The sequence below is a fragment of the Flavobacteriales bacterium genome (genome assembly GCA_021739695.1).
Lineage (GTDB): Bacteria > Bacteroidota > Bacteroidia > UBA10329 > UBA10329 > UBA10329.
Genome location: JAIPBM010000009.1, coordinates 26,031 through 40,639 on the forward strand (window position 1 = coordinate 26,031; position 14,609 = coordinate 40,639).

Annotated in this window: 10 protein-coding genes; 4 read left to right on the forward strand and 6 right to left on the reverse strand. The window is 44.5% G+C overall.

What is annotated here, in order from left to right; genetic code table 11:
* Nucleotides 1–4: 4 nt before the first annotated feature.
* On the forward strand, nucleotides 5–1,327 hold the full coding sequence (locus K9J17_07445; protein MCF8276553.1) for a DEAD/DEAH box helicase: 1,323 nt from the start codon (nucleotides 5–7) through the stop codon (nucleotides 1,325–1,327).
* On the opposite strand, the gene K9J17_07450 is transcribed toward K9J17_07445, so the two are convergent.
* The 6 genes from K9J17_07450 to uvrA all read right to left on the reverse strand — a co-directional run bounded on the left by K9J17_07450 (nucleotide 1,328) and on the right by uvrA (nucleotide 11,369).
* Entirely contained in the window at nucleotides 1,328–1,852 is a 525-nt protein-coding gene (locus tag K9J17_07450; GenBank protein ID MCF8276554.1) for a hypothetical protein, read from the reverse strand. It lies immediately after the preceding gene.
* Nucleotides 1,853–1,872: 20 nt separating this feature from the next.
* Nucleotides 1,873–3,414, reverse strand: a complete 1,542-nt coding sequence (locus K9J17_07455; protein MCF8276555.1) for an FMN-binding glutamate synthase family protein — start codon at nucleotides 3,412–3,414, stop codon at nucleotides 1,873–1,875.
* A 28-nt stretch (nucleotides 3,415–3,442) separates the two neighbouring features.
* The gene (locus K9J17_07460) at nucleotides 3,443–5,185 is read right to left on the reverse strand and encodes an APC family permease (GenBank protein MCF8276556.1); all 1,743 of its coding nucleotides are present in this window, start codon (nucleotides 5,183–5,185) and stop codon (nucleotides 3,443–3,445) included.
* Between the two features lie 112 nt (nucleotides 5,186–5,297).
* Nucleotides 5,298–6,575 carry an ImmA/IrrE family metallo-endopeptidase gene (locus K9J17_07465; GenBank protein ID MCF8276557.1) on the reverse strand — a complete coding sequence of 426 codons (1,278 nt, stop codon included), beginning with the start codon at nucleotides 6,573–6,575 and terminating at the stop codon, nucleotides 5,298–5,300.
* A 39-nt stretch (nucleotides 6,576–6,614) separates the two neighbouring features.
* Complete coding sequence (locus tag K9J17_07470; protein MCF8276558.1) at nucleotides 6,615–8,486, reverse strand: ABC-F family ATP-binding cassette domain-containing protein; 1,872 nt, start codon at nucleotides 8,484–8,486, stop codon at nucleotides 6,615–6,617.
* A gap of 84 nt (nucleotides 8,487–8,570) precedes the next feature.
* A complete protein-coding gene (gene uvrA / locus K9J17_07475; GenBank protein MCF8276559.1) occupies nucleotides 8,571–11,369 on the reverse strand; it encodes an excinuclease ABC subunit UvrA in 2,799 nt (932 codons plus the stop codon).
* Between the two features lie 238 nt (nucleotides 11,370–11,607).
* On the opposite strand from uvrA, the gene K9J17_07480 reads away from it, so the two are divergent.
* From K9J17_07480 to K9J17_07490, 3 genes are all read left to right on the forward strand, one after another.
* Nucleotides 11,608–12,192, forward strand: coding sequence for a sigma-70 family RNA polymerase sigma factor (locus tag K9J17_07480; protein ID MCF8276560.1), 585 nt, complete (start codon nucleotides 11,608–11,610; stop codon nucleotides 12,190–12,192).
* A 116-nt stretch (nucleotides 12,193–12,308) separates the two neighbouring features.
* Nucleotides 12,309–12,548, forward strand: a complete 240-nt coding sequence (locus K9J17_07485; protein ID MCF8276561.1) for a hypothetical protein — start codon at nucleotides 12,309–12,311, stop codon at nucleotides 12,546–12,548.
* A 132-nt stretch (nucleotides 12,549–12,680) separates the two neighbouring features.
* On the forward strand, nucleotides 12,681–14,558 hold the full coding sequence (locus K9J17_07490; protein ID MCF8276562.1) for a PKD domain-containing protein: 1,878 nt from the start codon (nucleotides 12,681–12,683) through the stop codon (nucleotides 14,556–14,558).
* The last annotated feature ends 51 nt before the right edge of the window (nucleotides 14,559–14,609 follow it).

Sequence of the window (14,609 nt, forward strand, 5' to 3'; positions counted from 1 at the left end):
AGTAATGAAATTTTCAGAATTAAATCTGCACGAAAGCCTCATGGAAGGTTTGGATGCAATGGGCTTCGAACAAGCCACTCCTATTCAAGTACAAGCCATACCATCGCTTATCGCAGGCCGCGATATTGTTGGTTGCGCACAGACCGGAACAGGAAAAACAGCCGCTTTCCTCATCCCTGTGATAGAGCACGTGCTGAAGAGCAAGAATGACGGTGTAAAAGCATTGGTCATTGCTCCAACGCGCGAATTGGCCATTCAGATTGATCAGCAGCTTCAAGGCTTGGGTTATTTCGGTGGCGTTTCTTCCATAGCTATTTATGGAGGAAAAGATGGCACTTCGTGGGATTTTGAGAAGTCATCACTTCAAGGTGGTGCCGATGTCATTATCTGTACGCCTGGGAGATTGATTGCCCACATGGGATTCAACTATGTCAATTTCGATAAATTGGAATGTCTGATCTTGGATGAGGCCGATCGTATGTTGGACATGGGTTTTCATGACGACATTATGAAGATTGTGGAATTGACGCCAAAGACGCGTCAAACCATGTTGTTTTCGGCCACCATGCCGCCAAAGATCCGAAAGCTGGCCGATAAGCTGTTGAACAATCCGATCAACGTTGAGATTGCCATTTCAAAACCGTCTGAGAATATCAAACAATTGGCCTATTTGGTTCATGACGAACAGAAGGACAAATTGCTCGAAATATTGATGGCTGAGCGCGATGTGCAGAGCTGCATCATTTTCTGCTCGCGCAAATCGGCTGTCAAATCCGTCAACAGAACACTTCAGAAGAAAGGTTGGAAATCGCGGGCCATTTCGTCTGATCTGGAACAGGCAGAGCGAGAAGAAGTGCTATCAGGTTTCAGAAACAAGAAGTACAATTTTCTGGTTGCAACGGATGTGCTTTCGAGAGGAATCGACATCGACAACATTGAAATTGTAGTGAACTACGAAGTGCCGAAAGATGCTGAGGATTATGTGCATCGCATCGGTAGAACAGCTCGCGCTGGCGCTTCTGGCGTGGCCATCACGTTCATCAACGGATATGATGTGAATGGCTTTGCCGATATCGAAAAGTTGATTGAACGAACGATTGAAAAACCTGCGCTTCCAGAACAATTGGGAGAGGGACCAACATATAATCCAGGAGAGAAACGCGGTAAAGGTGGAAGCAGAAGACCTCAAGGAGGTGGTGGAGGTCAGAAGCCAAGCGAGAACCGTGATGGTGCCAAAAAGCCATTCAAGAAACGTTGGAACAACCGTAAAAAGAAGAGTGGTGGAGGCGGTGGTGGACCAGTGAATTCCAGTTCAACTCCATCCTGATCATTTCAGTCGTAAACGCATGGATGTGATGGTATTGCCATCTACCTGCGAGATGGACACGCGTATCTGACGATTCTGTAAAGCAGAATTCGGAGAACCAGTGTAAGTGAAGGAAGAACTGGTTTTGCTCAGGTCCTTCTTGTCAAAATCTATCGATTTCAATTCCTGAATGTGCTCTTTCACTAATTTGTGATCCATTCCCATTTGAAACCCAAATGGAAATTCATCCTTGTAACCGCCTTTATCCGTAAAGGCAGTGAGTTCCACCATCATCACTTCAAATTTGGGTAAGGCAAATCGGTCCTTTGCCCGATTAATGAAGGTGACTTCAATCCCTTTTTCTTCGTTCGACCAAGTTTTGGTCATGCCATCTGTAGCAATTCTTTCTTCGAAGGGTCCATGCTCAGACTTCAACTTTGAAAGTTTACCGTCTATATCTCGTAGAGCCAGTATTTCGAGAAAGTCTGATTGACCTTGTCCGCGCGCGATGGACGAAATGAGTAAAAGGGGAATCAGAAATTTCATTGAATCAATATACAGTTATGTCAGGCCATTTCTCTCTTTCGCAAACTGCCAACTTCGGTCTGAGGATATATCTGTTCATAGCTCAGAACCTTATCCATGTTTATCCGCCTGTAAATGTGTTCCCGTGCTATTTCTCTATGGTCGGAAAAACCCGCAGCAGCCACTAGTTCAACAAAACTGTGAACCGTTTTTGAATGGTAGTTTGCCACACGCGGAACCTTATCTTCCACCACAAGACCTTTCATCAGACTTTCATTCTGAGTTGCCACACCAACAGGACAAGTATTCAGATGACATTCCAACGATTGAATGCAGCCCGTTGCCAGCATCATCCCTCTTGCCATGTTGCACATATCGGCACCCAAAGCAATGGCTCTCACCATATCAAAACCGGAAATGATCTTGCCAGAAGCAATCACTGTAATGTCTTTCTTCAGGTCAAATCCAATGAGCGTGTCACAAACAAATGCCAATCCATCGCGAAGCGGCATGCCCAACGAATTGGAAAACTCTACAGGTGCCGCACCAGTACCACCTTCGCCACCATCAACGGTAATGAAATCGGGCTGAATACCCGTTTTGATCATGGCTTTGCAGATATCAACGAACTCTTGATGTCTGCCAACACACAACTTGAAACCAACAGGTTTTCCGCCTGAGAGGTCTTTCAATTGTTGTATGAAATTCAACAATCCTTCGGCATCAGAAAACGCAGTGTGATGAGTAGGTGAGTAAACCGTAGTGTGTGGTTTCACCTTTCTGATTGCAGCAATTTCCTCCGTGTTTTTAATGGACGGTAAAATGCCACCATGACCCGGTTTTGCTCCTTGTGAAAGCTTGATCTCAATCATCTTCACACTTGGGTGATGAACGTGCTCTTCGAACAACTCAGGCAAAAAATCTCCATTTTCGGTACGGCAACCGAAGTAACCGGTTCCAATTTGCCAGATAAGATCACCTCCTGGTTGCAAGTGATAAGGGCTTAATCCTCCTTCGCCTGTGTTATGAGCAAATCCTCCTTTCTTGGCACCTCCGTTCAAAGCCAATACCGCATTTTTACTTAACGAACCGTAGCTCATGGCCGAAATGTTCAATACACTGGCAGAATATGGTTGTTTGCAATTCGAATTCCCGACCAGAACTCGTGGATGTGCTTCAATGTCAGTGGCATCCTTGGCGTAGATCGAATGCTCCATCCATTCATAACCTTCACTGTAAACATTTTCCTGTGTGCCGAAAGGCGTTGTATCAGTTACGCCTTTGGCTCGTTGATACACCATCGAGCGTTGGATACGATTCAGCGGCCTACCATCAGTATCTGTCTCCACGAAATACTGCATGATTTCTGGTCGGAATTTCTCCAAGAGAAACCGGAAATGACCGACTACGGGGAAGTTTCGGAGAATGGAGTGCGGTTTCTGAATCAGGTCGTAAATGCCTAACAGAACGATCGGAAGTACAACGATCAATGTCCACAGAATGGGAGGCCAAACCAAGGAAATAAGTCCGATACCGGAGAGTAAAATGGTGGATATCAGAATAAACTGTTCTCTTACTTTCATTCTTTATCGGGTTTTGAGAGCTTGTCTTTTAGATGATAAGTCGAACACCGCCCAATTGTTCAATTTTGTAGGGGAAGTGGTCGCCAGGCGAACCGATGAACATGAAGTTTACGGGTATTTTCCACTCTTCCGAAAGGCGGTCAATCAGTTCTGGACCGAATTTATCTTCCACCGCAATGAATTCGATGTCAATAGCCGGATACTCGCGGTCCAACACATCAAGGTCTGAAACAAACTGGTCAGTTGGTTTTTCGCCTTTTTCGAATGCCGCGACTACTTTAAGCTTCTTGGTGTGCTCGTTATTCTGAATGTACATCATCACCTTATTTAAGGTGGCCACGTCATCATCTTTTGTGAAATAGACGAACTCCTGCGAATTGATCTCATCGATCAGGTTTGTAAGATTCGTATTTGATCGGATAAAGAAATTCTGAACTGGCGTGAAGGCGTATCTAAGAATACTCAGTAGCAAACGCAGCAGCAGCGTTCGGTTCAGCATAACCATTACCAACACAAATGTTGGAATGAAATACTTAAGGAAAACAGCTAAGTAAGCGGGGTTAAGCACCGCATTTCCGATAATGGCAATAACAACGGCAGCAATCGCCACAATCAATGATATCCATGAAGATGTTTCGGGGCGCGGAAGATTCTTCCGTCTCACCTTCAAAAGCACATTTCCTAAGCCAAAAAGTACCATCACCGAAAGGAAAGCTATGGTGTAAACACCAGCCAACGCACTCAGTTTACCTTTCGTGATGAGCAGAATGGAAACACAGAGTAAAAAGAACACGATGGAGATGCGGTAGGCACTTCCTCGTTTATTCTTTTTAAGTAAAAACTGCGGAAGCACACGGTCCAAGGTCATTCGTTCTACAAGACCGCTAACTCCAATGTATGAAGTAAGAACCGCACCGCTGAGAACAAGCGCAGCATCAACAGAGATCAGTATGGAAAGCCAAGTTCCGCCAGTGATGTTTCCCATGTAAGAAAGGAGTGCTTCTTGATTGGTTTCAACGGCTTCCATTGGTACTATTGCCAAAGCCAAAAATGCCATCAGCGGATTGAATACCGTAACCACGATCCACATGTTGCGGAGCGTTTTGGGAAAGACGCCTTCCTGTTGTTCTTCTACAAAGTTGGCGGAACTTTCAAAACCGCTGATGCCAAGCATGGCTGCAGCAAAACCGAAAAACAGGGCAGTTAGAATTCCACCTTCAACTGGCATGGCAAAATTGTCCATGAACACCTGAAACCCGTTTGTGATGAGGTGAAAACCACAGAATGCGGAAAGCAGAACAAGTGAACTCAAGTGGAACAGAAAAATGGCGATGGCAACCTTAGATGATTCTCCAATTCCGATAATGCTGAGTCCCATAAAAGTGGCCAAAAGCACGATGGTGGCGATGATTATGGGAAGCTGATGCACCAGACTGTGCAGGTAATGCATTGCCTCGTTTGCCGAAATAACCGCGGTTGCCATATAAGATAGTAGCGTGAGTGCTGCCGCCAACGATGCCATCGATTTGCTGGTAGTGTTGAGCAGCGCGTTGTAAGCGCCTCCGTTCAGCGGCAGCGCACCAACCACTTCGCCATAGATCTTGCGGAAGAGGAACAGAACCGCGCCTACCATCAGGAGTGAAATCCATGCATACTGACCAGCATACATAATGGCCAGCGCAGAAACATACAGACAAGAAGAACTTATATCGTTACCCGAAATGGCTGTGGCCGATAGTTCATTGAGCTTTTTACCAACCACTTTTTTCATTCAAATGAGATTAATCCGTCAAAGACAGAATGCTGGGAAACATTGATTCGCGATGGATTCGCAAGCTAATGAAGTTGAGATAGAATGAAAAGGTATTCAAAGCACTTTGTACCTAAACGAAGATTTCGGTTCCGAATTCTTTTATAATTTGACTAATCGACTTTAGCTTAGAGTGGTTCTCAACCAATTTCAGCTCGTGAAGTCTGAATCTAACCGTTGTTTTGGAGGTTTGAGTCAAATATGCAAGTCTCGAAACTACCTTCTCGTAACCTTGGATATTGTCGTATTGATCATCAAGGTAAATTCTACCATTCTTTCGTTCTGCCCATTTCTGGGCTTTATAAAGTAGGGCGGTAAACTGCTGTTTCGGGAGAAGAAGACATGTTGCGAAGTAATTTGCTTGCCATTCAATCCAGTTCTTCGCGTTTTTTAAAGCATATTTTTCTGTGCTAAAAGAAAATTCGGAATCGGTAAAATGGTCGTATAGGTCTTGACTAATTCTCAGTTTTTGATGAAGTAAAAGATGTCCAAATTCGTGAGCCACGATGAATGTTTCTCGTTCAGTATCGATAATTGAAGGATGAAGAGCAATTGTATTTCTTTCGATATCGCAGATTCCAAGCAATTCTGAAGATGGTTTCAATCTTTTGAAGGTTACTCCATGGAAATCGTGCAAGTACTTTCTGATTCTAACTCGCGTGACAGCAAATCCTTGGACAAGGATTCTTGGGTCTAACTGATCAAGTTCGCGGTTTGCAATAACTTCAATTTGGGCCTTTGATAATCTGTCTAAATTGTAATCAGTTCGATATTCTTGTGACGTATCTGTGAAAGAGTTCGAAATCAGGAAATCAATATGAGCGACAATTTCGCGAATATCATCATCGAGATTTGGTTCATCATTATTGTTGCTGATAGTTGGTAACGGTTGATTGAGAAGCTTACGATTGGTTTTATGAAGAAGAATCTTGTAGTTGTCAACCGTTTCTCCTTGAATTACCATCATGTTGGTCGACTTAGCAATTTCTCGTGCTCCTTTTTGAAGTGGTGCATTGGAAATAAATACACCTTTTATGAAAGCCCCTTGATTTAAAACTTGCCTTATTTTGGAATGGAATTCTTCAAGATCGTCAACAGGGACTCGCTTCGCATAGTTTTTACATTCGATAAGGTAAAGGAGTGTGAATCTTTCAGAGTTTGGAGGCCAAACTTCAATTGAAAGGTCAAAGTGAATATTACTTTTACGTAGGTGCGAGTAGTAACTTTTTTGTTTCCGATTGTAAATTTTTATGCAATCAGAACGAAGACCTAAAGAACCTTTTTGAATTGAGTCCTTGATGATTTCAAGAGCACGTTCCTCAAAATCGTCACCTTTTTCAAGAGTGTTCACAGTGTAAAGTATTGTGTACCCGAAAGTAAAGGATAAATATTATCCTTCCAACTCACTCAATTCCAACCAGCGTAGTTCTTTCTCTTCCAACTCGTTGCTAACGCGTTGAAATTCTTCTGATACAGCCATCAGTTTTTCGTGGTCGTCTACGATTGCTTCGAGCTCTTCGGTGAGTTTAACCTTCTTGGCTTCCAGTTTTGGGATTTCAACTTCGAGCAATCCGAATTCGCGTTTTTCATTGAAACCCATTTTGCCTTTGGCGGCAAGACCTTCAGTTTCTTTTTGGGCTTTTTTCGCGTTAGCCGATTGTTTTTTGCGTTGATCTTCTTCCTCTTCGCGTGCAAAACGATATTGATCGTAGTTGCCTACAAATCCGCGGATCTTTCCGTTTCCTTCGAAGATGAAAAGCTGATCCACCAGCTTGTTCATGAAATGCCTGTCGTGCGTTACGATCAAGAGGCAACCTTCAAATTCCAGCAGGAAATCCTCTAGCACATTCAAGGACAGAATGTCGAGGTCGTTGGTCGGCTCATCCAAAATCAAGAAGTTCGGATTGGCCATCAAAACTGTCAGTAGATAAAGGCGTTTTTTCTCTCCACCACTCAGTTTCTCAACGTATTGGTAATGCTGATGTCGCGGGAAAAGAAAGCGTTCCAAGAGCTGTGCAGCCGAAATGGATTTACCTTTTTTGAGAGGAATATGATCGGCAATATCCGTGATCACCTCAATCACCCGTTTGCCATCTTTTATCTCTAAACCATCTTGACCGTAATAACCAACCTTCACGGTTTCTCCAATCACGATCTTGCCGCCATCGGGTTCAATCTGACCCAATATCATTTTCAATAAGGTCGATTTTCCGCAGCCATTGGCTCCCACAATTCCGATGCGTTCGCCTCTTCTGAATTTGAAATCGAAACCATCCATCAGCACGCGATCGCCATAGGCTTTACGCAAGCGATGCAATTCCAAGATCTTGCTGCCCATGCGCTGCATGTTCACCTCCATGGTCATTTCATCCTGTTTCAGGTTGGTTTTGGCCACTTTTTCGGTTTCGTAAAACGCGTCTTGCCTCGATTTTGATTTGGTGGTGCGCGCCTTGGGCTGTCTGCGCATCCAATCCAATTCTTTCCTGTAGAGATTCTGCGCCTTATCTACGTTGGCGTGCTCTACTTCTTGTCGGAGCGCGCGATTGGTCAGATAGGTCGAATAATTGCCTTTGTGCTTGTAGAGTTGTCCACCTTCCAATTCAATGATGGTATCGCAGACCTTATCCAAAAAGATCCTGTCGTGCGTTACCATCAAAATGGTTTTCTCAGGACCAGATAGAAAACCTTCCAACCACTCGATCATCTCAATGTCCAAGTGGTTCGTAGGCTCATCCAAGATCATCAGCTCGGGTTGCTCAATTAGCATTTTTGCCATTGCCACCCGTTTCACTTGTCCGCCCGAAAGCGTCTTTATCGGTTGGTCAAAATCTGTGATGTTGAGTGAAGTGAGAATCTCCTTTGCTTGAGCTTCAATATCCCAAGCGTTGTGGCGATCCATGGCATCAAACGAACGTTGCATGCGTTCAGAATCCGACTCATCAAGCATGGCCAACTCATATTCGCGAACCACCTGCATGATCTGATTGGTGGGATCGTAAACCGCATCCATTACCGTGTGTTCCGGATTCAGTTGTGGCTCCTGTGTCAGATAACCAACGCTGATCCCGTTACGATAGGTTGCTGTTCCCGAACCTTCCGATGGTTCCAATCCGGCCAAAATTCGCAAAAGCGAGGTTTTGCCTGTTCCATTCTTGGCTACCAGCGCCATTTTCTGTCCACGGTCAATACCAAAGGTCAGGTCTTTAAAAAGTACGCGCTCACCGTACGAACGGCTAAGATTTTCGGCTGATAGGTAATTCAAGGGAAGATGTCAGATTATAGAAGTCAGACTTCAGATTTCGGCCGCGAAGGTCGTTATTCTATTGCCGAGAAGCGCTATGTGAAATCAAGCTTTTGCCACTTTCAAAACCTTCTCCGCAATACTTGCTGCCGTAGCAGAAGCTTCACATTTCGCCAGTTCTTCAGGCGTTCCTTCAAACACAACAGTGCCGCCATTCTTGCCGCCTTCTGGGCCGAGGTCAATGACGTGGTCTGCACATTTAATGATGTCTGGATGATGTTCAATTAGAATAATGGTGTGTCCATTATCTAAAAGCGCGTTGAAGGCTTTCAGCAGTTTGTGAATATCGTGGAAGTGAAGTCCAGTAGTGGGTTCATCAAAGATGAAAAGCGTTTTTCCAGCATTCTTTCCTTTGGTGAGAAACGAAGCGAGTTTGATACGTTGCGCCTCACCGCCAGAGAGCGTACTGCTACTTTGTCCGAGTTGTACGTAACCAAGACCAACTTCTTGCAACGGAGCAATTTTTCGGGCCACTTTTGGATCGTGTTCTGCGAAGAATTCCATCGCTTCATCCACGGTCATGCTTAGCACATCGTGAATGGTTTTGTCTTGGAATTTGATCTCCAACACTTCCTGTTTGAAGCGTTGTCCTTCACAACTTTCGCATTTCATGATGATGTCTGCCATGAACTGCATTTCAATCTTCACTGTGCCTTCGCCTTCGCACACTTCGCAGCGGCCGCCAGCCACATTAAAGGAGAAATGCTTCGGTTTGTATCCGCGTAGCTGAGCAGCCTTCTGATCAGAAAAAAGTGTTCTGATCTCATCGTATGCCTTGATGTATGTAACTGGATTTGAACGCGTGGATCGACCGATCGGGTCCTGATCTACGAATTCTACATCTTCTATACGGTTCAGGTCGCCATCCAAGCGCTCAAATTGACCGGTTTTGTTGCTGTAGCTACCAAAACGCTTTTTGAGGGCAGGGTAGAGGATGCTTTTCATCAGCGTACTCTTTCCAGAACCGCTCACACCTGTAATAACGGAAAGACAGCCCAGCGGAAAAGTGACACTCACGTTCTTCAGATTATGCTGTCGCGCGCCAATAACTTCCAGTTTTCCTTTTGGCTTTCTTCGCGTTGCAGGAACGGGAATTTCCAGCTTGCCGCTCAAATATCCTGTGGTCAGCGTATCGGCCGATTTCATCATATCCTCCAATGTTCCTTGGAAAACAATTTCGCCACCGTGCGTTCCAGCTTCGGGACCGATGTCAACGATCATATCCGCAGCGCGCATGATGTCTTCATCGTGCTCAACCACAATCACGGTGTTTCCAATGTCGCGCAAGCGCTTAAGGATGGAAATCAACCTTTCGGTGTCTTTTGGATGAAGTCCGATGCTTGGTTCATCCAATATATACATGGAACCGACCAACGAACTTCCGAGCGAACTGGCCAAATGAATTCGCTGCGCTTCTCCTCCCGAAAGCGTTGCCGATTGTCGATTGAGATCGAGATAGCCCAAACCAACATCTTTCATATAACCCAATCTCGATGTGACTTCGGTCAGAATTCGCTTCGAGATCTCTCTTTCGCTATCGCTGAGTTGTAGTTGATCAAAGAATTCTGCCAACTCGTTTATCGGCATCAACACTAGATCAGATAAACTTTTGCCTCCCACTTTTACATAGGTTGCGTCTTTTCTCAGTTTGGTGCCTTTGCATTCTGGGCAAGTGGTTTTTCCGCGGTAGCGCGAAAGCATCACGCGGTATTGGATCTTGTAGCTGTTCTCTTCCAACATGCGGAAGAATGTGTTCAATCCATCGAAGTATTGATTGCCGTCCCAAAGCAACTGCAGTTGCTCATCAGTAAGTTCATACAGTGGTCGATGAATGGGAAAATCGAATTTATTAGCCGTTTGAACAAGCTGATTCTTGTATTGGCTCATGCTTTCGCCACGCCAACAGACAATGGCTTCTTCATAAATGCTGAGGCTGCGATCGGGCATTACTAGGTCATCATCAATGCCGATAATGTTTCCGAAACCTTCACATTTCTTACATGCTCCATAAGGATTATTGAAGCTGAAAAAGTGAACGGAAGGTTCTTCGAACCGCATTCCATCCGCTTCAAACTCAGTGCTGAATTCCGTTGTTTCGTCTTCCACCTGAATAGAACAACGGTTATTTCCTTCGGCAAGAGCTGTTCGGATGGCTTCCGCGATGCGTGTGTTTTCTTCTTTGGAATTGGTCACGAAGCGGTCGATGAGCACCGAAAGTTCGTTTCCTTCCGCTAAAAAGCTGCTTTCGTCAATGTTGTCAATTCGTTCCACAACTCCATTCAGTTTTACCCGCGTGTAGCCTTGATGCTTAAGAATGGTGAAGCGTTTGCTTAGCGCTTCTTTGGGCATCACACCAAAAGGTGAAAAAATCATCACTTTAGTGCCATCATCCAATTTGGTGATGAACTCCGCTATACTATCTACTGTGTGCCGTTTGACCTCTGTACCCGAGATAGGAGAGAAGGTCTTTCCGATCCTAGCGTACAGGAGTTTCAAGTAATCGTAAATCTCCGTAGTTGTTCCAACCGTTGAACGTGGGTTGCTCGATTTTACCTTCTGATTGATGGCAATGGCTGGCGAAACGCCAAGAATGGAGTCTACTTCAGGTTTATCGATCTTACCCAAGAACTGACGCGCATAGGCTGAAAGACTTTCGATGTAGCGTCTTTGCCCCTCAGCATACAGTGTATCGAACGCCAAGGTTGATTTGCCCGAACCAGAAAGCCCTGTAATGACGATCAATTTCTTGTGCGGTAGCACAAGGTCAATGTTTTTGAGGTTGTGCAGCCTAGCACCTTTAATGATGATGTTGTGTTTGGGACTTGGCTCTCCGTTCTCGGGCATTGTTGCAATAAGTGTTAAAAGGGTTGCAAATTTATCATTAGACAATGCGGGTTCGGAATTATCTTCTAATATTTGTCTCAATCAACAGCGAAAAAATATTTTAGCTGTTGCACAATAAGTAAAATACAGCTCCGTTAACGTAACAATTGGCCGCAAGGCTTTAACCAAAAAACCAACCGCATAAGGAAAACTTTACTCTAATAAGATTTTTTAAGTCTAACCTAAAAAGAGTGAAGCTATGCGAGTATCTGCCCTAAGTGACCAGGAGCTGGTCCGACTGTACATCCGAGGAGAAGAGATTTGTTTTGAAGAGTTGGTCAATCGCCACAAGGACAGGCTATTCACCTATTTGGTCTTACTATTGAAAGACCGAAAACTGGCCGAAGATTTCTTTCAAGACACCTTGGTCAAAGTGATCCACACCTTGAAATCAGGAAAGTACCTCGAAGAAGGTAAGTTCAGACCTTGGATGTTGCGCATTGCTCACAATCTGGTTATCGATCATTTCAGACGATTGAAGAAGATGCGCATGCAACATTCAACCGAAGAATTCGATGTGTTTGAGGTGATCAGCTGCGAAGATCTGAACCGCGAGGAAATGTATGTTCAGGAGCAGATCCATTCCGACCTTCGGAAATTGGTGACCATGCTGCCAGAAGATCAACGCGAGGTTTTGTTGATGCGTGTTTACGCAAAAATGCCTTTCAAGGAAATTGCTTGGGTAACTGAAGTAAGCATCAATACTGCGTTGGGTAGGATGCGATATGCACTTATCAATCTGCGCTTGCTGATGCAAGAACATAAGGTGAAACTGGTTGCTTGACCAACCAATATTAAGTACAGCGATGAAGCGCCCTGAGAGATCGGGGCGTTTTTTTTTCGTGTCGATATAATATATCTGAAACTGTGGCGTAATAAGAGTGTACCAAACAAACAGATATGCCTAAAACATTTACTCTACCGAAAGAATTACAAACCGCAAATGCTGCGCTCACGCAATATGAGCCTTGCGAGTTACTTTATCAGACTCAGCTCGTCAATTTTCTAAGCGAGGAATTTGAAGGAGCATCCTTTACACCAGATTCGAGCGTGATTGACCGCATTTTGGCTTACAGCAAAGCGGTTGAAGTGAAAGATTCGTCAACAATGGTTGATGGACTTCACATCGTGATGAATTAAGAACGATTTACGAACAGTTTCGAAAACGGGCCATCGAAAGATGGCCCGTTTTTTTGTTGTGCGGCATAGCAACCGAAAATGGGTGTCTCCGTCTGATACAGCGTCAAGCAACCAACATAAATTGACCTACCGATGAAACACTTTTCCTCACTATTTCTATTACTATTTGCCGGAATTTCGATGACTAGCGCGCAAAACTGCTGCAATGCGTTTGAAGCCAATTTCTCTTACAATCCAATGTCTGTTGATAACGGGATTGAATTTGTGAACCTATCCACTGGTAATTGGAGTTCCATTGTATGGAACTTCGGAGATGGTTCCACTTCGGATAATGAGAGCCCAAGCCACGTTTATAACGAGCCTGGAATTTACCAAGTATGTATTGTCACCGAGAACAACGATTGCAGAAGCGAATTGTGTTACGAAGTTGCCGTTGAAACTGCTGACGAATGCAACGATTTCCTAGCCGATTACCTGTGGAGTGTCAATCCAAGCAACAGCCTTGGTGTACAGTTTGAAAACATCAGCTCGCAGTCTTCTGACCGTTATATATGGCATTTTGGAGATGGAAGTTCATCAGACAACATGGAACCTTATCACGAATATGCCGAAACTGGAATGTATCAGGTTTGTCTTGTGCTCGAAACAAATGCTGGTTGTAGAAGCGAATATTGCCGCGAGGTTTGCGTAGTGGCTCCAGATCCTGAGCCTCCAACGGCAGCCAATTGCTGCGATGGATTTGAAGCAGCATTTAATTATTTCCCAACTCAAACCGAGAATAGAATTGAAATCCAAAACCAATCTGTTGGCGATTGGGATGCCATTGTCTGGAGTTTTGGGGACGGACAGACATCAACCCAGAACAGCCCCGATCACATTTATGGTCATCCAGGAATCTATCAGGTTTGCGTGGTGATTGAGAACAATGATGGATGTAGAAGCGAGTTGTGCTACGATGTGGCTGTAGAGACTTCTCCTGATCCGTGCAACGACTTCCTCGCTGACTTTGTTTGGCACGAGAACATTGATAGTCTCGGTATTCAGTTTGAGAACATCAGCCAAGGAGCACCTGGCGCATATATCTGGCATTTTGGAGATGGACATACCTCTCATGATTCTAGTCCTTACCACGAATACGAACACCCAGGTGTTTATCAGGTGTGCTTGGTAATTGAGAATGGAGATGGTTGTAGAAGCGAATATTGCCGCAGCGTTTGCGTGGAAGATTTCAATCCATGTGCTGATTTCGAAACATCTTTTACGTGGTCTCCGAGTTTCAACAGCGGTTTTTTAATTGAGTTTGATGGAATTTATTCGGGCCAGATCAATGATATCATTTGGCATTTTGGCGATGGTTCTACTTCGAATGATGAAAATCCTAACCATCAATACACGGAACCCGGATTGTATGAGGTTTGCTTGGTAATTGAGAATGTTGGAGGTTGCAGAAGCGAATATTGCCACACCATTGCTGTGGAAACCACGCCAGATCCGTGCGAAAATTTCGGAGCTGATTACGCTTGGGTTGTCGACTACGAGCATGGTGGCGTTCACTTCGAAAACCTGTCTACAGGAAATCCATCAAGCTATACTTGGCACTTTGGCGATGGTCACACTTCGCACGATCAGGAATTGACACATCCTTATGAGCATACGGGAGCTTACCAAGTTTGTTTGCATATTGAAAATGCAGACGGATGTTCCGCTGAATCATGTCAGATGGTATATCTGCCGTCTTACTTTTTCTATGTTGCCGCGCCTCTTGCAGTTTCAGATGTGGATGAACTCGCTACGATGAATGTTTATCCGAATCCGTTCGAAGATGTCCTTCGTTTTACAGAGCCAATAATTGGCACAATAGAGATTCTGGATGTTCAGGGAAGAATGGTTTTTAGCAAGCAGGTTTTTAGCATGAGTTCCGTCAACCTTTCTGAATTGAAATCAGGTCTTTACCTGATGAGAATCTCAGATGAGGATTCCATGAAAACGGTACGAATCGTAAAAAGATAAATCTCGTTAAGTCCCCAAAATTCGAAATCCGAAACAAGTCTCTTTGAGAGA